Origin of the sequence: Marinobacter koreensis (genome assembly GCF_023156285.1) — a bacterium.
GTDB classification, from domain to species: Bacteria; Pseudomonadota; Gammaproteobacteria; order Pseudomonadales; family Oleiphilaceae; genus Marinobacter; species Marinobacter koreensis.
Genome location: NZ_JAKZAJ010000004.1, coordinates 469938 through 489572, shown reverse-complemented (window position 1 = coordinate 489572; position 19635 = coordinate 469938). Strand labels below are relative to the sequence as shown.

The window sequence follows — 19635 nt, the reverse complement described above, 5'->3', positions numbered from 1 at the left end:
ACAGGGTGTCTATGTCAGGCAATTCGCAAAAATCACGTTTGAAAGACCTCATTGCGCGAGGCAAGGAACAAGGTTACCTGACTTACGCGGAGGTGAACGATCACCTCCCGGAAGACATCGCCGACCCGGATCAGGTCGAAGACATCATTCGCATGATCAATGACATGGGTATCCAGGTGTGCGAAGAAACACCCGATGCCGATACCCTGCTGATGACCGAGGGCGACTCCACCGCCGACGAAGCTGCTGCTGCCGAAGCCGCTGCCGCGCTCGCTGCCGTCGAGACCGACGCTGGCCGCACCACGGACCCTGTTCGCATGTACATGCGGGAAATGGGCACCGTCGAACTGCTGACCCGCGAAGGCGAGATCGTTATTGCCAAGCGCATCGAAGAAGGCATCCGCGACGTCATGGCGGCCGTTGCCCATTTCCCGGGCACCGCCGGAACCGTGATCCAGGCGTATGACCGGATCATCGAGAACGAAGGCCGGATCAGTGATATCGTCACCGGCTTCCTCGATCCGGACGATGCCGAGCCTTTCATGGGCGAAGATACCAGCAGCCAGGAGGAAAGCTCCTCCGACGACGCGGACTCGGATTCATCGGACGATGATGACGACAACGATTCCAGCGATGACGATAACGACAACGGCCCGGATCCGGAAGAAACCCGCCTGAGGTTCGAGCTGCTCAAGGAAAAGCTGGACGCAGCCAATGCGGCGCTGGAAAAGCACGGCCGTGGCGACAAGAAAACCCAGGCTGCCCTGAACGAGCTGGGACAGGTTTTCGCCCCCTTCAAACTCGCCAACAAGGCGTTTGAAGAGCTGGTCAACGTCGTTCGCTCTACCAACGATCTGGTCCGTGAGAACGAGCGGGCGATCATGCAGATCTGCGTGCGCGACTGCAAAATGCCGCGAAAGGATTTCATCAAGTCCTTCCCGGGCAACGAAGTCAATCTTGAGTGGGCGGACAAGATCGCCAAGAGCAAGAAGCCCTACGCGGCGCCCATTGGCGAGCGGCTCGACGAAATCGTGCGGCTCCAGAAGCGCATCCACAACGTACAGGCGGAAGTCGACCTGGACGTGGCGGATATCAAGGAAATCAACCGCCGCGTCTCCATCGGCGAAGCGAAGGCACGACGCGCCAAGAAGGAGATGGTCGAGGCCAACCTGCGTCTGGTTATCTCCATCGCCAAGAAGTACACCAACCGTGGCCTGCAGTTCCTGGACCTGATTCAGGAAGGCAACATCGGCCTCATGAAGGCCGTGGACAAGTTCGAGTACCGCCGTGGCTACAAGTTCTCGACCTACGCCACCTGGTGGATTCGCCAGGCCATCACCCGCTCCATCGCGGACCAGGCCCGGACCATCCGTATTCCGGTGCACATGATCGAGACCATCAACAAGCTCAACCGGATTTCCCGGCAGATGCTTCAGGAGATGGGCCGCGAGCCGACCCCGGAAGAGCTGGGCGAGCGCATGGAAATGCCCGAGGACAAGATCCGCAAGGTTCTGAAGATCGCCAAAGAGCCGATTTCCATGGAAACTCCGATCGGTGACGACGAAGACAGCCATCTGGGCGACTTCATCGAGGATATCCAGGCCCTGTCGCCCGTGGATTCCGCCACCGCCGAGGGCCTGCGCGAAGCAACCCGCTCGGTTTTGGCCGGGCTGACCGCCCGGGAATCCAAGGTCCTTCGCATGCGGTTTGGTATCGAAATGAACACCGACCACACGCTCGAGGAAGTCGGCAAACAGTTTGATGTAACCCGCGAGCGGATTCGTCAGATTGAGGCCAAGGCCCTGCGCAAACTGCGTCACCCGTCCCGCTCAGATCACCTGCGCGGCTTTATTGACGATCAGGGCAACGGTTAATCTCCACAACAGTAGCGGGCGCCCAACCTCACCGGTATAATGGCGCCCGCTTTGTTTCCTCCCTCCGGAAACACCTCTCACAACAGCGTTCGCTGAACGGGCCTATAGCTCAGTTGGTTAGAGCAGGGGACTCATAATCCCTTGGTCGCAGGTTCGAGTCCTGCTGGGCCCACCACTTCACTCTTCTTCGCGGTGTGCCGATTTTTTTTACACGCACGTTCGGAGAAGCAAACGCTTTTCTCAACAAATCATAAAGTTAAAAAACTGGTCTGAATACTGCTTGCTCCTACGTAGGGACGACTTTTTAAACCGTCCAAGGAGAGTAAGCCGTGAAAACCAAATCCACCTCACTGAAAAAGTTATACCTTCTGACAATCCCCTTTGCTGTTGGCTTGCTAGGAACATCGCAAGCCCGAGCTATGCAGCAGATAGACATTCTGTGTACTGCGACAGAAGGGTGTGGGCAGTCGTCGGGAACCACCACAGATGGAACTATCTTCGAAGCAGAGGCCAATCCAACCCAGCCCTCGACTGGGACTGGTGTTTTCAAACCTTTCGTTCGCGTTCAAGACAGCTCCGGCACCCAAAGTGGCTATAATACCGACACTGGCAATCCCGATACGAACTTCGATACTAAAGCGGGGATGTGGACGCATTCGGTACTTTTTGGTGATCTCGGGACGGTCGATATCGGAGGCTTTGCCTACTACCAATTCTCGCTGGACGCCAATGAGAATGGCGCATCAGACAGCCTTGCGAATCAGATTGATCTGACTGAAATTCAGATCTTTCTAGGAGGCTCCGAACTCGCTACCCCAGAAAGCTATAGCAATAATTACGGGTATACTGGAATGCAATTTGACGGCAGTGCCGCCGGGAACACACTGGCTGGCTATGCCCCCGTTTGGAACCTGGACAACGCAACCAATGGCGATGTGAAGGTCACCCTTCAAGCCAGCATTTGTGACACAAACGGACAGTGCGGCAGTGGCAAGGGTGACCTTAACCTGTTTATTTTGCAAAGCATGTTCCAGGGAAATCCTGAAGATTATTTCGTGTTTTACACGGAGTACGATCGGGTAGGGAGCGGTTTTGAAGAGTGGCGATATCTCGCCAAGAGCGTTCCTGTGCCCGAGCCTGGCACGCTAGCCCTTTTCGGCCTGGGACTGTCCGGCTTGATCCTCACACGTCGTCGACTCAGGAAGTAACATAGAGCGTCAGCTTTTTTTACTACTACCTAGCAAGCCCGCGTATAAATAACGCGGGCTTGCTTTTTCTGTTCAGAACATTACCTCGCATACCTATCCTAATTAAGGCTCCACATGGCCCCGAACGGGGCCATGTCTGTTACTGGAACTGCCCCAGCACCCCTGCCCTGTTCAACAATCCCATTTTTCACCCGAAATTCCGCCCTTTTCGCTACAAAAAGTCACAAACTGTGGCCTTTTATGCCCATGTATTCCAATTACTTTTACCTGCGATTGCGCTATATGTGGTTCTACAGACATTGATCTGTGTCAAAAAAGCCAAAGTCCCGAAAAGACAAGCCGCATACACTGGACCCTGATCAACCGTGCACCAGTTCACATTTTGGCGGCGCACAAGCACAACAACAATGAGATAACGGAGCGTATCAATGGTTACCACCTCCCGGTTTTCAGTACGGGCGATGTCCCTTGCAGTCGCAACACTTTCCGCGGGATTTTCTCTTTCCTCTCAGGCCAGCATGGGCAATATTGGCACGACCTACGGGGTAATGCCGGTTGATGTGGCCACCGCGCAGTCCCTATCCATGTTCAATGATCAGGTGTCCGCCACCTACTACAACCCGGCAGCGTTAACCAAGGACACCCGGGGTGAACTGACAACGGGCATCCTGCATGCCGAACAGGAGCTCCGCTCCAAAAACCCGAATGCAAATGGAGACATCCTGTCCAACGATCCCAGCCAGCACGTTCTGCTGGGCATGAAAACCAACCTGGGCTCCATCACCCGTTTCAAGCATCCGCTGTATCTCGGCTTCATTGCTGGCGTCGAGAAATACGGCAAGGAAATGCTCGCGTTTGATTCCCGAACTACCGACAACGGCCAGTTCCTCGAATATGGCCGCGAGCCGCTGTTCCTGAACCTGGGGGGCGCTACTCCAATCTGGCGCGGGATTTCAGTCGGTGCCTCGTTCCGTATTACCCTGGAAGCCGCTGCCAAACTCGACGCCGTTTCGACCCTCGGGGGTGAAACCAGCCGGGAGCGCCTGTCCGTCAATGCCCAGCCCTCCTTCAAGAGTATTCTGGGAACCAACATCGATCTGGGCAGCACCTTCTGTCCCGATGACAGCTGCTTTCTGGATGGCTGGGAAGCGGCACTGATCTACCGCACCAAGTCCGAGGCGTCGACCAGTGTCGACTCCAACATCGTCGTCACCCAGACCATCCCGGAACCGGGTCTTGCTCTTGCGGTCACCACCATCGATTCTTTCCAGCCGGAAACCTATGGCGTCGGCGCGCAGTATCAGGGCGACTCCTGGCGTGTGGGTGGTAGTGTCGAGCAACAGAACTGGTCCGCGCTGGAAGACAAGTTCGCCGGCGACACCATCAAGGATCAGGGCTCGGTCTCTTCAGCTGACCGGATCCAGTTCGACGACATTCTCATTCCCCGGCTCGGTGCCGAGTACCAGTTCAATGACAGCTTTGCTATCCGCGGCGGCGTCGCCTACGAGCAGTCGCCTCTGAAATCCACCCGTAACCCGGAAATCAACTATCTGGACACGGACAAAATCGTTGTCGGTCTTGGCGTCAGCGCGACCTACAACCGCACGCGGTTGCTCGCCTACCCGATCCGCTTCGATTTTGGCTACCAGTACCAGCAGTTGCAGAAGCGTGACTTCACCCTGGTGGACTACGACGGCAACGAGACTCCGGTCACGGCTGACGGCGAAGTCCAGGTATTCAGCGGCTCGATCACTCTGAAGTTCTGAGTGGAGGTTCTGTCATGAAGCATTACAAGATTCTGGCGTTGGCGCCGGCCATCCTTCTTGCCGCCTGTGGCGGCAAGGAGCAGGCCATGCAAAGCCATCTGCCGACCGGCTCGGTGGTCTACTCCTATCCGACCGATGGGCAAACGGGTGTGAGCCCGAAATCCGATATTGTCATCCGTTTCTCCAATCCGGTAACCGACGCGGAAGCCGACTTGCAGAGCGAAATTCTGGTAAACGACGGCACGACCAATATCGGGTTCACCGTGACCAAGGTGGACGGTGGCCGGAGCCTCAAGCTCTCACCGAGTTCGCCACTCGCTCTCGGTACCGAATATTCGGTCTCTTTCGCCAACGCCTTGAAGGCGGATGGCGCAACCAGTATCAGCACGCCGAATGCCACTGGTCCGGAAGGCATTCAGTTCCAGACCCGGGGTGGCTATACGGGCATCCAGTCCCTCGACGATACGGCCGCCGATTTCTCGGTCGCCACCATGGTTCCATCCCCCAATGGCCTGCTTGAGGCAGTCGACTTCTCGACCTTCCGCCTGCTGTTGACCCAGCCGGTGGACCCGCGTTGGAAGGATATGGGCGGGAAGATCGTCCTTGAAGACGATCAGGGCAACCCGGTTCCGGCCACCGTTCTTGTGGACGAACGCCGTATCACCGTTGACCCCTGCCTCACTGACGATCCGTCCCTGTGCGGCACGAAGGACGATCAGCTGAAAGCGGGAAGCACCTACACCCTCAAGCTGCAGGATCTGCCCAGCCAGACCAGCCCGGGTACCACCCTGAATTTCAGCCAGGCCTTCAAGATCCGGGAAGCCGGCCCAACGGTGGTGGTTTACCAGGAAGCCGTCGATTCCGGACTGGGTAGTGGCGCCTCCGAGGAGCAAGCTACCAAATCCATTCTGAACGGCCAGCCCATCAACGGGGTAACACTCAACTCGGTACTGCAGGGAACGGCAGGTCCTTCCCAGCAAACCGGCGGGCTCTTTGCCGAATTGGCCTATGCACCCTCATTTGGTGCCGATGAAGCGCTGCCGCTTCGGGTACCGAAGAACAGCGTCCTGAACAGCACCAGCCTGGATGTCAGGATCAACGGTACCGTGCCGGTGATCAATCCCGAGACCAACCAGATCCAGCAGACCGGCAACATCAAGGTCACCATGCTTTCCGACGCCAGCGGTTACCTGCTGCCCAATGCGTACACCGACGATCTCAACGCGCCCCGACACGTCCGGCTGTTCATGGACGTAGCGATGAACACCGCCGAGGCGCAACCGAACGCATCACTGTCCCAGAACCTGCTCGGGGTTGAACTGGACGGTATCGCGATGGTGAAGGACGGCGTACTCAACATCGACGCGATTGGCGTGGTCGAACCCAACCTCCTGGGTCAGGAATACACCGATTCGACCATCGCCTTCCATCTGGAAGCCAAGACCGACGCCAATTCCGTTCTGGATGCCGCCGATCTCTGGCAGCCGGATACCACCAGCCCAACTCTGGTGAGCTGGATGCCGGGACCGACAGATGCATTTCCGGATACTCGACAGGCCATGCAGCGCCCAGGTGACCCGGTGATCCTCAATTTTGATGAGCCGATTGACGAGGACACTTTGGCCAATGGCCTAATTCTCAACGAGGGCACTACACCTCTGACCATAGGCGACGGCACGCTCAAGGCCTATGTGGACGGCACCGCGGTAGTTATCAACCCGGTCGGCGGCCTCAAGCACGGCGCGGATTACGCCCTGTCCATTACCAGCGCCCTGGCCGATCCGGCAGGCAACGGGGTTTCCAGCCAGACGCTTGAATTTTCGCTCGATCCGACCAGCGGGAGCGACAACCCACAGGCACGCTCGCCGCTAGCGCTGACAACCTACCCGGGCTACCCCTGCGTGACCCACGACCTGGACATCCCAGGCGGCTCCCACGGCTACTGCAACGACGCCATTTCCGATTCCGGCGGGACATACCCGGACGGCCAAGGACCGGACCAGCTTCCTGTGACCTCACTTCCGGCGGACCGCCCCATCGTCGTGTTGTTCTCCCAGCCGATGAACCTAGCCTCCGTCAACAGCAACTCGTTCGTGGTCGAAAAAGCCAGTGATCCCAATGTACCTGTCGGCAGCGGTACACCGGTGGCCGGTCGTATTCAAAAAAGCCAGGAACGAATTCGTTTCCTGCCAGATCAGCCTTGGGAGGATGGAGTGACCTACCGGTACACGCTACGTTCCTCCAACACCGGTGGCTGCTCTGCGGCCTCACCCACGGTGATCTGTGGCAGTAACGCTCTGCCTCTGCAGACCGACTTGTTAGTAGATCCGGAAGACGTGGGTGGCCCAGACCTAACTATCTATTTCACCGGCGCGACTGCGGACAGCTCGGTGTTCACTCCGCTGCGGAACCTACCGATCAGGGACACCAACGCCAACTATGTGGTCGATTGCAACCAAGCCGACGGAACGGACTGCCTTGAGCCGTTCCGACACGAAGACGATGGCCAGGGAGGATTCAAGCCAACGGCGAACGCCGCAAAGCTCGCAGTCAACCCAAACCGTGATCCCATCGTGCTCGGCAGCAGTCAGAGCGAAGCCCGCGTTGGTTGCCAGACCTCCGGTCCAGACTGTCCGGAGAAAAAATTCATCTATCAAACGTATGGATTGAATACAGAAGTCATTGGGCCCGCAACCGATCCCGACACGGGAAAAGTCGGCGTACGTGTTTTACTGTACCCCACCCTGCTGGCAGCCACCTCCGTTGACGTCTACCTTGATGACGGAAACGGACTGACAGACTTCGTGCTGTCTCCGGACCAACCCCAATCAACAGGTCCGCAGATCCTTCGCATGCGGTATGCCAAAGACGACCCGAACTGCACCAGTGCTTGTTCACGGACTAGTCTGATTTCGGGCATTATTATTGAAGGAGACGATGGCAAGCCGATCTTCAAGACCACGGCCGACCTAATGCTAGATGCGCCAAAGCTTGAACTGCCCTTAGGCGGTGTGCTTCGGCACAACCTGTTCAGCTACCCGCTCAGCCTCAATCTCAAAGGGCCGATCGTGTTTTTTGATGATGGCCGGATGCAGATTGAACAACGGAACATTGCCAGTGATGACCAAGACCACCCTGATCCGGAAATCAACGTCCTCGTTACCACCCAAAATGACGCGCTAGCCCCCGGCGTTGACTTCGCCTCTTGTGTTCTGGGCTTGTTTGGAGGGGACTTGGGCGCTTGCAGCCAACTGGTTGATCCGCCTTCCTCCGGTGAGGACGGCGCGGTGTTCATCCCGCTAATCATTCCGGAGCAAGGACTGTACCTCAACTTCATCTCCAACCCCATAAAGGAACTCCCCACACAGCCCTGAGGGGCACTGTTCAAGGCCAGCCTCCGGGCTGGCCTTTTTTCTGTGCGTCAGTTTCTCCCCTCATTTGCGACATCTGATAATCTGATGGCACAACGCAACCCGATACCCAAGAACAACAGCCTGGGAGACCCCATGGAAAACGGCACCCACTTTCGGACCTGTCACCTCTGCGAAGCCCTGTGCGGGGTAGCGATTACCGTCAAGGACGGACGTATCGACTCGATCAAAGGGGACGAAAACGATCCTCTGAGCCAGGGTCACATCTGCCCCAAGGCGACGGCCTTGCAGGATCTTCACGAGGATCCGGATCGGCTGCGGCGACCGATCCGGAAAACCGGCGACGGCTGGCAGGAGATTTCCTGGGACGAAGCCTTTGACCTGGTCGCCAATCGGCTGCATCAGGTACGGAGTCAGCATGGGCGAAACAGTATCGGCGTCTATCTTGGCAATCCCAATGTCCACAACCACGGGTCCCTGGTGGCCACCATGCCGTTCCTGCGGGCGATAGGGAGTCAGAACCGGTTCTCCGCGACATCCAACGATCAGCTTCCCCATATGCTGACGAGCCTGGAGATGTTCGGGCACCAGATCCTGTTTCCGATTCCGGATATCGACCATACCGATCTGTTTATGTGCATCGGCGCCAACCCCATGGCCTCCAATGGCAGCCTGATGAGCGTGCCGGATGTCCGGGGCCGGCTGAAGTCCCTGAAGCAGCGGGGCGGCAAGCTCATCGTGATCGATCCGCGCCGGACCGAAACCGCGAAAGTGGCCGACGAGTTTCATTTTATCCGCCCGGGTTCCGACGCCCTGCTGCTGATGGCGATGGTGCACACCTTGTTTGATGAGGATCTGGTTGACCCGGGCCCTGCCGAACGGCTGGTCAAAGACATTGATCTGCTCCGGCTCGCGTCGGTGCCCTACACGCCCGAAGCCGTTAGTCACCACACGGGCATAGAACCGGAAACCATCCGGGACCTGGCACGTCAGCTGGCCAAAACCCGCAAGGCAGCGCTCTACTCCCGGATGGGAACAAGTACCCAGGCATTTGGTGGTCTCGCCACGTGGCTGACCTATTGCCTGAACATTCTCACCGGCAAACTGGATACTGTTGGCGGGCTGCTGTTCACCCAACCCGCGATCGATCTGGTCACCCTGGGCGCCATGAGTGGGCAGAAGGGCCATTTCGACAAACGCCGTAGCCGCGTTCGTGATCTGCCGGAGTTCGCCGGTGAGTATCCCGCCAGCACCATGGCGGAGGAAATGCTCACGCCAGGCGACGGTCAGATTCGTGCGTTCGTCACCGTGGCCGGCAACCCGGTGCTTTCCAACCCGAACGGACGGCGCCTGGACAAGGCGCTGGAAGGCCTCGATTTCATGGTCTCGGTGGACTACTACCTGAATGAGACCACGCGACATGCCGACGTCATCCTGCCGCCAACCGCGGCGCTTGAACGAAGCCATTACGACCTGATCTTCAATATGTTCGCAGTACGCAACGTCGCCAAATTCAGCGACGCCCTGTTCCAGCCCGCCGAGGACACCCGGCACGACTGGCAGATCCTACTCGAACTCACACATCGGCTGGAGAAACTCCGAAAGGGCGGTCGCCTGCCGTTGCGGAGCGAGCTCGGCTGGCGAACATTCAAACAGCTTGGACCGGATCCGATCCTGGATATGCTCCTGCGAACCGGCCCCTACGGCGCCAGTACCGGCCCGGCCCGCAAATTCCTGCAGCCCGCCGTGGATCTGGTCATGGACGTGTTACCCGAAAGGCACCCCCTTCGTGCCCTCGTTCGCCTCAGCCCGGTCAACCGTGAATGGAACGGCCTTGCCAAAGGCCTGTCGCTGGCCGCGCTGCGGGACAATCCCCACGGCGTGGATCTGGGCGCTCTGCAACCGTCACTACCCGATCGCCTGTTTACACGCGATGGCCTCATCCAGATGGCCCCGCGACGCTTCCTGCAGGATCTTGGACGGTTGCACGAAGCACTATCGACGGATCCCGGAGACGATTTCCTGCTGATAGGCAGGCGCCATGTGCGCAGCAACAATTCCTGGATGCATAACAGCCGCAGACTGGTTAAAGGAAAGGAGCGGTGTACACTGATCATCCACCGGCAGGACGCCGATCGTATTGGTCTGAGAGCGGGCGACATGGCCGAGGTCCGGGGCGCTGGACAACAGATTGTTTTGCCCGTGGAGATCAATGAGGACATTATGCCGGGCGTGGTGTCGATTCCCCACGGCTGGGGCCACGACAGGGAGGGCGTCGGTCAATCCGTCGCGCAATCCCATGCCGGCACGTCCATTAATGACGTGCTTGCTGACGATCAGATCGATCAGCTGTCCGGAACTTCGGTGCTGAACGGACAGTCTGTAAGTATCAAAGCCTGGCAAGCCCAGACGTCCCGTCAATCCGCCTGAATAGATGAGGAGACTACCCGATGCCCCCATGGTTGCAATGGACACTGATTATCGCGGGTCTTGTGACCATCGGGTGCCTGGCTCTGTTCATCCGGAAACAATGGAACACCATTGACCTGCACCGGCGAAGAGAAGAAAAGGCTTCAGAATTCCGCCGGAAGCGTCGTCAGGACATGATCGACAGCATCCGGGTGATCGCCCTCGCCGTCGAAGAGGATCAGATCGAATATTCCGAGGCGTGTCTCCGGTTAAAGGGGCTTCTGGATCATGTTGCGCCCGACCTGTTGGAGCAATCGCCCTTTCGAATCTTCCAGACCGTGCACGAGAAACTCCAACATATGCCGACCCACAGAGCCCGACAGGCGACGGACAGCCGTTTTATCGAGAAGCTGGACAAAGAACGCTTCGATGTGGAACGGGCGCATACCGACGAGATACGTCGCGCAGCAACGGCTATCCGGCATCATCAATTTCAGGAAACCGGCTAACTGGTCAGACCGGTTTTTTGTAACATTTTGTAAATAAAGACCCCGACACACAAAAGATTTTGTATTTAAAATCAGTCAGTTCGATTTTTCTGAAAAACTGACTAAAGACTCATTTCTTTTCTGCCAAGAGCATTGACTTTTATTTTTCGGTGGGTCGTCTAAATTAAAAGGTGAGTAGGCGCTTAATTCTGCGAGGCGCCTCCTGCGTTGTTTTCTCCTGATAAGTCTGGACGACTCTGCAATAAGCGGGTGAGCTTGCCGGCCCTGGCACGGGCCGGCTTTTTTGTGGAAGGCGCGATTATTGGCTCATCATGCCGGCCATGGCCATGATGCTATCCTTGTTATGGACCAGTTCGTCGAACTGCTCTTCCACACGTTCCCGGTCCAGGCCAAGCTCGTCATAGATCGAATCACTCACCGGTTCACCAGCACCCAGGGCAATCCCCCGGGCGGTAAGCAATTGGCGACCGAGCCAGATCAGGCGCGCGTAGACGTCACAGGGCCCCTTGTATTGGGGATTTTTCTGGTACCGGATGGCGGTGGTCACCTCGTCCGGCATACCCCAGTTTTCCATGAGCTGGGCCGCAATCTGCTCCCGGGTCACACCCAGCAGGTGATGCTCCGTCACCGATGAATCGATGTGTGGATTCACCTCCAGCGAGCGACACACCAGTTTGAAGTGAGGCGGAAACACCTGGGCCAGAACCAGGTATCCAAAGTTATGCAGGAGGCCCGCGAGATAAGCCAGGCCGAACATCGGCCGCCGGTCACGCGGCATCATACTGGCGAGAATGCCGGCAGACTGAGCCTGCCAGATGGCCTGCTGCCAGTAATCCACATAGCCATCCGGATGATCCTGCGGTTGCTTCAGAGCGCGTCCCAGCGACAGCCCCATCGCCAGGTTCATCACAAGATCAAAGCCAAGCACGCGTGAAACCGCATCGTGCACCGAACGAACCTGTCCGGCTGCGGCATAAAAGGACGACGACGCCCAGCTGACCACCTGGGCGGCAAGACTCGGATCGCTCTCGACAATGTCGACCAGATCGCCCATAACGGCATTGGGATTGACCCGCAGATGAATGATCCGTTGAGCTGTTTCCGGTAGAGGCGGCAATTCCAGTGTATCTTCGAGCCGCTGCTGGATCCTCAAGCCGGTAAACTTCTTGATGGCCGAATGCAGCTGATCCCGATCCATGCCGGGCTGGTCCAGGTTGACCGGAATAGCATCGATTGCGACCGCAAAGGAAAGACGATCCGCCTTTTCTGCCAGGGACCGGAAATCGTCTGCAGGCATCACCATGGCGATGCCCTGTTCACTCAACTCCAGGGCGACCGCCGGCAAATCGTACACCGCCTCATCGACAACAGTTGGCCATCCGGTCAGGGAGGGCAGCGCGGGCATTTCCTTGAGTCCGGCACGCTCACGGATTCTCACCTGCTCCCGGCGCTTCATCAACTTCAGATCGCGCCCCAGACGCTTATTCAGCTGCTCGAGGTCAACCAGATCGTTTTTCCGGCAGATTGCCTGCAAGTGACCCTGCTCGTCGCTGAGCAGAATCATCCTGAGCAGTTCCTCTGTGTTTGCCTGCCCGCTCTGCCTCAGGGATACGCCAGCAGCGGATTCCCCAAGGGCCTGCTGTACCGCGACAGGTAGTTCCATAAAGTTCTCCAAATGTTGCTATCGGCCCGCTCCCTACTCGAACTGCAGGTCTGGCAGCTCCAGTATAGAACAAAGACACCGGCCATTTTTTGACATAAAACCTGGCCTGCCCGATTGCATACGCAGATCTCCACGCAACAGACGACGATCAGACATCACCGTAACGAATCTTCTCTCCCAACCACCGCTCGATCAGCGCCGCGACGCACCGGGGATCGCCCATCAATGACGGCGCCATCGCCCGAACCGGCTCGATCCAGCCCTTATCCCGCTCGAAATCCGCCAACCGGAACTGCATCATACCGGTCTGCCTGGTACCCAACACTTCGCCCGGCCCACGAATCTCCAGATCCTTCTCTGCGATAAAAAATCCATCCTGGCTGTCCCGCAGGGCCTGGAGCCTCGCCTTGCCGTTCGCAGACAGGGGCGGATGGTACATCAACACACAGAAGCTGGCCTGTTCTCCCCGCCCCACGCGTCCTCGTAGCTGGTGCAACTGGGCGAGACCCAGTCGCTCCGGATTTTCGATGATAATCAGGGACGCGTTCGGAACATCGACCCCCACCTCGATCACGGTAGTGGCCACCAGCAAATCCAGTTCGCCGGTCTTGAAACGATCCATGATGGCGGCCTTTTCCTGGGCCTTCAACCGACCATGCACCAGCCCCACCTCCAGCTCGGGCAAGCGGTCCGCCAATTCTGCCGCCGTCACCTCCGCCGCCTGGCATTGCAGGGCCTCGGATTCCTCGATAAGGGTACAGACCCAGTAGGCCTGCCGACCGTCCTGACAGGCCTTGCGAACCCGCTCGACGACATCGTCCCGACGACTGTCTGGAATCACGATGGTCTCGATGGGTTTTCGACCGGGAGGCAGTTCATCAATCACGGACGTGTCCAGGTCGGCATAGGCGCTCATGGCGAGGGTTCTCGGAATGGGCGTTGCCGTCATGATCAGCTGGTGCGGCGCAAGCGAACCTCCCACGCCTTTTTCTCGCAACGCCAGGCGCTGATGCACACCAAAGCGATGCTGTTCATCAACGATCACCAGGGCCAGCCGGTCAAACGCCACATCCTCCTGGAACAGCGCATGGGTGCCAATAACCACTGCGGCCTGGCCGGAGCGAACACGCGCCAGAGCCTCCTGACGGGCCTTGCCTTTGACCTTACCCGACAGCCAGGCCAGCTCGACCCCCAGAGGTTCCAGCCAGCTTCGGAAATTCTGGAAATGCTGTTCCGCGAGTATCTCGGTGGGGGCCATCAGGGCAACCTGCGCGCCCGAGCCGATGGCCTGAAGCGCGGCAAGGGCGGCAACCACGGTCTTGCCCGAGCCGACATCCCCCTGCACAAGGCGGAGCATCGGCACCGGCTGGGAGAGATCCTGTCGGATATCCGCCAGAACATGCTGCTGGGCACCGGTCAGGGCAAACGGTAAATCCTCCAGAAAGCGCTCGGAGAGATCGCCCGTGGGCAACAGAGGCAATGCCGACCGGGCCTGGATCTGTTCCCGCACCTGCAGCAGGCTCAGCTGATGGGCCAGCAGCTCCTCCATCACCAGGCGCTGTTGGGCCGGATGGCGCCCCTCCATCAACAGGTTCACGGGCGCATCTGCCGGGGGCGCATGAACCAGCCTTACCGCCGCCGTGATTCCCGGCAGTTGATAGTCCGACAGCAATTCCGGCGGCAACCAGTCACGAATGGGAAAACGATCCAGGTAAGTCAGTGCCTGCTGACACAGATTTCTTACCCTGGGCTGCTGGATACCCTCAGTCAACGGATAGACCGGGGTCAGGGTCGCGGCACCCTCGGCGGGCATGGGGGGCGGGTTGACCTGATACTCGGGATGATAGAATTCGTAGCCGGCCCGGCCCGGGCGCACTTCGCCAAAACACCGGACGGTCGCCCCCTCGGATAGCTGGTTTTTCTGGGCAGCGTTGAAGTGGAAAAAACGCATGACCAGGAATCCGCTGCGGTCTCGCAATGTGACCTGAAGACTGCGCCGGCGCCCCATCACCAGGTCGGTCTTGACCACCTCTCCCTCGACAACGGCGACATCGCCGATTCGGAGGTTGCCCATGGGAATAACCCGGGTTCGATCCTCATACCGGTGAGGCAGATGGAACAGCAAATCCTGCAGGGAGTGAATACCCAGTCTGGCAAGCGTGCCCGCCAGGGCATTTCCCACCCCCTTGAGCTGGGTGACCGGAATGTCATCCAGTGACGTCATGACGTTTCTCAGGCACTTTCCGTGACGTTCGGGGTGTCCGATTTGGCTTTCTCAATCACCCGGCACTGGCTGGCCGCCAGCGAGAGGACATCAATCGCCTTGGGTCTGGGAAAGGTAACACGCCAGGCAAGCGCCACCGTCCGGAATGGCACCGGCGGGGCAAACGGCCGGACCGCAAGGATATCCTCCTGATACTGCATTCCCGTTGCAGCTGACAGGGGCAACACCGTAATCCCCAGGCCCGAGGCCACCATGTGTCGAATGGTCTCCAGCGAACTGCCCTCCGTCACCAGTGCCGGCGAACCCTGATCGACCCGTTTGGTCACGGTTTCCACCAGCGGCGGACAGGATTCGAGAACCTGATCCCGGAAACAGTGCCCGGGACCGAGGAGCAACAACTGCTCCTTCGCCAGTTCCTCGGCCGTCAGCTGCTCCTTTTTGGCGAGTGGGTGAGCCGCAGGTAACAGAACCACGAAGGGCTCGTCATAGAGCGGCAAGGTAAGCACCTCGGGTTCCTCAAAAGGAAGCGCAATGATGATGGCGTCCAGCTCCGAATGACGGAGTTTCTGACGCAGGCTCGCCGTGTAGTTTTCTTCGATGTAGAGCGGCATATCTGGCGCCGCCCGCCGGAGTTCCGGCAGCAGATGCGGGAACAGGTAGGGCCCGATGGTGTAGATCGCCCCGACTTTCAGGGGCGAATTGAGCTGGTTCTTGCCATCCAGAGCCATATCCTTGATGACATTCACCTGATCCAGAACCCGCTGAGCCTGCTCAATAATACGTTGACCGCTCTCCGTGACCCGGATACTGCTTTTACTACGCTCAAACAGCGGGATACCCAGCTCATCCTCGAGCTTCTTCACCGCCACGCTGAGCGTCGGCTGACTGACATGGCAACGCTCGGCGGCGCGACCAAAATGCCTTTCGCGAGCGAGGGTAACGACGTATCGTAACTCGGTAAGAGTCATGGCGAGCTCCGGTCTGATCCACGGGTCGAAGTTTCAGTTATTTATGAACCAAAGCATAAGGATTGAAATTGTCTATGGCAATCACTGAAAGCGATCAACGGCCACGGGTGCTGCTGGCAGGCTGCGGCAAGCTCGGCGGCGAGATTGCCCAACGACTGGCAAGGCGAGCCGACGTTTTCGGGCTACGTCGCCACGGCAACCAGGTGCCTGAGGGCGTCACCGGTATAAGCGCAGACCTGACAGATCCGGCCACCTTGCGCGGAGTGCTGCCATCGGAGCCGGATATCGTTATCTATTGCCTGACGCCATCCAGCTACGACGAAGCGGGCTACCGCGCTGCCTATGTGACGGGTTTGTCCAACCTTCTGAAGGCTCTGGGTACCACCCGTCTGAAACGTCTGTTTTTCATCAGCAGCACCAGCGTCTACGGCCAGGACGACGACAGCTGGGTGGACGAAACCAGCCCCGCAGAGCCCGGTCGCCGCAGCGGTCAATGCATTCGCGAAGGTGAGGAAACCGCTCTCAACAGCGGCCATCCGGCGACCGTCGTTCGCTTCAGCGGCATCTACGGTCCGTCCCGGAGACGCTTTCTCGATGAGGTTTTGAAAGGCGGCATCAATCCGGGGAGTCCGGCACCCTTCACAAACCGAATCCATGAAGCAGACGCCGCACGGGCGATTGAGCATCTCGTTGAACGGACGCTGAGCGACGAACCTTTGGCCCGGCTCTACGTTGCCAGCGACAGCGAGCCGGCCAGGTTGGATACGGTAGTGAACTGGATACGGGAACAGGTGCCTTGCCAGAATCCGAAACCGGACGCCCGGACCGGGGGACGTGCGGGCAGCAAGCGGTGTTCAAACAGAAGTTTGTTGCAGACGGGGTTTGAATTCCGGTACCCCGACTTTCGGGCGGGGTACCGCGAAATGATCGAGATGCTTAACTGAGCACCATCACCGCTTCCATCTCGACGGGCACGCCTTTGGGAAGCGCGGCAACGCCAACGGCTGCCCGGGCCGGATAGGGCTCCTGGAAATAGGTCGCCATGATTTCATTGACGGTGGCAAAGTTCGCAAGATCGGTCATGTAGATGTTCAGTTTGACGATGTCCTTGAGCTCTCCGCCAGCGGCTTCACAAACGGCCTTGAGGTTTTCGAACACCTGACGGGTCTTGGCGGCAAAATCGCCCGCAACCACTTCCATGGTTTCCGGCACGAGGGGAATCTGACCGGAAAGGTAAACCGTGTCTCCGGCCTTGACGGCCTGCGAGTAGGTCCCGATTGCCTGAGGGGCGTTCTCGGTCTGGATAACGGACTTATTGGTCATGATTTCAGAGTTCCTCTCTTTCAAAACGCCAATGCTCGCCCCTGCGCACAGGGCCTGTCAACCGGTCTTTGGTCGTGATCCGGCAAGGGGGCGAAGATTCTAATGCCGTACCCGGTTTATGTGGGTCACTGCCCGGATGTTACGTATCCGGCGCATGACCCGGGCAAGGTGTTTACGTCCGTTCACGTGGACCACCAGACTCACGATACCGAACTTGGCGTTCTGATCCTCGACATTGATCCGCTCGATGTTGCCATCGGCCATGGCCACCGCATTGGCCACCTCAGCAATCACACCACGCTGGCGCTCCAGCTCCACCCGCAACTCCACGGAAAACTCGTCGGTGATGTCCTTGGCCCATTTGAGGTGGGTCAGACGGGCCCTTCCCTCATCGCTGTCCGGCAGACGTGAACAGGTATCGGAGTGAATGACCATGCCATTACCGGAGTCCATCACGCCAACAACCGGATCGCCGGGAATGGGCTTACAGCAGCTGGCGAATTTCACCAGCAGCCCTTCGGTGCCGCTGATCGTGACAGGCGTGCGATCCACGTTGCGTTCATCGCCGGAGGCTTCAAGACCGTCGCTGTCCGCATCGGCAACCAGCTGGCGCGCCACCAGATAGGCCATGCGATTGCCCAGCCCGATGTCGCTGATCAGATCGTCGAAGCTGTTGACCTGGTTATGGTTGACCACGGCCTGCTTCTGGGCGTCACTGATATCCGCCAGTTTGGCTCCGAAGCCTTTGAGGGACCGTTTGAGCAACGTTCGTCCAAGCTCCAGCGACTCCGCCCGTTTCTGGGTTTTCAGGACGTGACGGATGCTGCTCCGCGCCTTGCCTGTGATGACAAAACTGAGCCAGGCGGGATTGGGGCGCGCGCCCGGAGCAGTGATGATTTCCACCGTCTGCCCACTCTGCAGGGGCTGGCTCAGGGACGCCAGATTGCGATTGATCCGGCATGCCACCGCCGCATTACCGATATCCGTATGGATGGCATAAGCAAAGTCCACCGGTGTAGCACCGCTGGGAAGCTCCATGATCCGGCCTTTGGGCGTGAACACGTAGATTTCGTCCGGGAACAGATCCACCTTCACGTGCTCGATGAACTCCAGCGAGTCATCGGCACGCTCACGCATCTCCATCAGCCCCTTCACCCAACGGTCGACACGGGCCTGGTTGACGCTGGTGACGTTCGACGGCTCGTTCTTGTACATCCAGTGGGCCGCAATGCCGTTGTTGGCAATATGCTCCATCTCCTCGGTGCGGATCTGGATCTCGATATTCACATGCATGCCGAACAGGGTGGTGTGCAGCGACTGGTAACCATTGGCCTTGGGCATGGCAATGTAGTCCTTGAACCGGCCCGGCAGTGGTTTGTAGAGGCTGTGCACGGCGCCAAGGATGCGATAGCAGTCGTCCTCGGTGTCGGTAATGATTCGGAAGGCGTACACATCCATGATTTCATGGAAGGATTTGTGCTTGAACTTCATCTTGTTGTAGATGCTGTTCAGGTGCTTCTCGCGGCCAAGGATACGGCCGGGCAATCCCCGTTCTTCCAGCTTTTCCTGCAGCTTGCCCCGTATCTCCTCGATGATCTCACGATGGCTGCCCCGGAGCTTGTTGACGGCCTTGGATATGTATTTGGCCCGCATGGGATACAGGGACGAGAATCCCAGATCCTCAAGCTCGGTACAGATGGAGTGCATGCCCAGGCGATTGGCAATGGGGGCATAGATATCGAGGGTTTCCGTGGCGATTCGCTGACGCTTCTCGTAGGGCATCGGGCCAAGCGTCCGCATGTTGTGCAACCGGTCGGCAAGCTTCACCAGGATGACCCTGATATCCCGGGCCATGGCCAGCGTCATTTTCTGGAAGTTCTCCGCCTGGGCCTCGGCCCGGGAGCGGAATTCAATCTGGGTCAGTTTGCTGACGCCATCGACAAGCTCGGCGACATCCTCGCCAAACTGTTCGGTCAGGGCATCCTTGGGAATTCCGGTATCTTCGATGACATCGTGGAGCATGGCAGCCATCAGGCTCTGATGGTCCAGCCTCAGGTCCGCGAGGATTCTGGCAACGGCCAACGGGTGGGTAATATAGCGATCGCCGCTTTTGCGCATCTGCCCTTCGTGGGCCTGTTCGGCGTAATAGTAGGCCCGTCGCACCTGGTTGATGCGAGTGGTATCCAGATAGGTACTGAGCTCTTCCGCCAGACCTTCAACCGTAGGCTCTGCCGACACCGCGCCTCCACATTCTTCAAATGACAGGGACAAAAAAACCCGAATGCATGCATTCGGGTCCTTCCTGATCCTTCCAGCAACG

Annotated in this window: 12 protein-coding genes and 1 tRNA gene; 8 read left to right on the top strand and 5 right to left on the bottom strand. The window is 58.4% G+C overall.

Annotated elements, in window-relative coordinates:
- Window positions 1-11: 11 nt before the first annotated feature.
- The 7 genes from rpoD to MLD04_RS13540 all read left to right on the top strand — a co-directional run bounded on the left by rpoD (window position 12) and on the right by MLD04_RS13540 (window position 11137).
- On the top strand, window positions 12-1874 hold the full coding sequence (gene rpoD / locus MLD04_RS13570; protein ID WP_248159348.1) for an RNA polymerase sigma factor RpoD: 1863 nt from the start codon (window positions 12-14) through the stop codon (window positions 1872-1874).
- Window positions 1875-1972: 98 nt separating this feature from the next.
- Window positions 1973-2049 (top strand) — tRNA-Ile (locus MLD04_RS13565).
- Window positions 2050-2203: 154 nt separating this feature from the next.
- Window positions 2204-3082 carry a PEP-CTERM sorting domain-containing protein gene (locus MLD04_RS17715; RefSeq protein WP_248159336.1) on the top strand — a complete coding sequence of 293 codons (879 nt, stop codon included), beginning with the start codon at window positions 2204-2206 and terminating at the stop codon, window positions 3080-3082.
- Between the two features lie 428 nt (window positions 3083-3510).
- On the top strand, window positions 3511-4848 hold the full coding sequence (gene aupA, locus MLD04_RS13555) for an alkane uptake protein AupA (RefSeq protein ID WP_248159333.1): 1338 nt from the start codon (window positions 3511-3513) through the stop codon (window positions 4846-4848).
- A gap of 14 nt (window positions 4849-4862) precedes the next feature.
- Complete coding sequence (locus MLD04_RS13550) at window positions 4863-8222, top strand: Ig-like domain-containing domain (RefSeq protein WP_248159330.1); 3360 nt, start codon at window positions 4863-4865, stop codon at window positions 8220-8222.
- A gap of 132 nt (window positions 8223-8354) precedes the next feature.
- Complete coding sequence (locus tag MLD04_RS13545) at window positions 8355-10649, top strand: molybdopterin-dependent oxidoreductase (protein ID WP_248159509.1); 2295 nt, start codon at window positions 8355-8357, stop codon at window positions 10647-10649.
- Window positions 10650-10669: 20 nt separating this feature from the next.
- On the top strand, window positions 10670-11137 hold the full coding sequence (locus MLD04_RS13540; RefSeq protein ID WP_248159326.1) for a DUF2489 domain-containing protein: 468 nt from the start codon (window positions 10670-10672) through the stop codon (window positions 11135-11137).
- A gap of 298 nt (window positions 11138-11435) precedes the next feature.
- Here MLD04_RS13540 and MLD04_RS13535 read toward each other — a convergent pair whose 3' ends face one another.
- From MLD04_RS13535 to MLD04_RS13525, 3 genes are all read right to left on the bottom strand, one after another.
- Window positions 11436-12800, bottom strand: coding sequence for an aminoacyl-tRNA deacylase and HDOD domain-containing protein (locus MLD04_RS13535; protein WP_248159323.1), 1365 nt, complete (start codon window positions 12798-12800; stop codon window positions 11436-11438).
- Between the two features lie 148 nt (window positions 12801-12948).
- Window positions 12949-15024 (bottom strand): ATP-dependent DNA helicase RecG, encoded by a 2076-nt coding sequence (gene recG / locus MLD04_RS13530; protein WP_248159321.1) that lies wholly within the window; start codon window positions 15022-15024, stop codon window positions 12949-12951.
- A gap of 8 nt (window positions 15025-15032) precedes the next feature.
- Window positions 15033-15992, bottom strand: coding sequence for a hydrogen peroxide-inducible genes activator (locus tag MLD04_RS13525; protein ID WP_248159318.1), 960 nt, complete (start codon window positions 15990-15992; stop codon window positions 15033-15035).
- A 74-nt stretch (window positions 15993-16066) separates the two neighbouring features.
- Here MLD04_RS13525 and MLD04_RS13520 point away from each other — a divergent pair, with 74 nt between their 5' ends.
- A complete protein-coding gene (locus MLD04_RS13520) occupies window positions 16067-16936 on the top strand; it encodes an NAD-dependent epimerase/dehydratase family protein (protein WP_248159315.1) in 870 nt (289 codons plus the stop codon).
- On the opposite strand, the gene MLD04_RS13515 is transcribed toward MLD04_RS13520, so the two are convergent.
- Both MLD04_RS13515 and MLD04_RS13510 read right to left on the bottom strand, forming a co-directional pair.
- A complete protein-coding gene (locus MLD04_RS13515; RefSeq protein ID WP_008940604.1) occupies window positions 16929-17315 on the bottom strand; it encodes a RidA family protein in 387 nt (128 codons plus the stop codon). The two genes, MLD04_RS13520 and MLD04_RS13515, sit on opposite strands and share 8 nt — an antisense overlap.
- A 99-nt stretch (window positions 17316-17414) precedes the next feature.
- On the bottom strand, window positions 17415-19553 hold the full coding sequence (locus MLD04_RS13510; RefSeq protein ID WP_248159312.1) for a RelA/SpoT family protein: 2139 nt from the start codon (window positions 19551-19553) through the stop codon (window positions 17415-17417).
- Window positions 19554-19635: the final 82 nt, after the last annotated feature.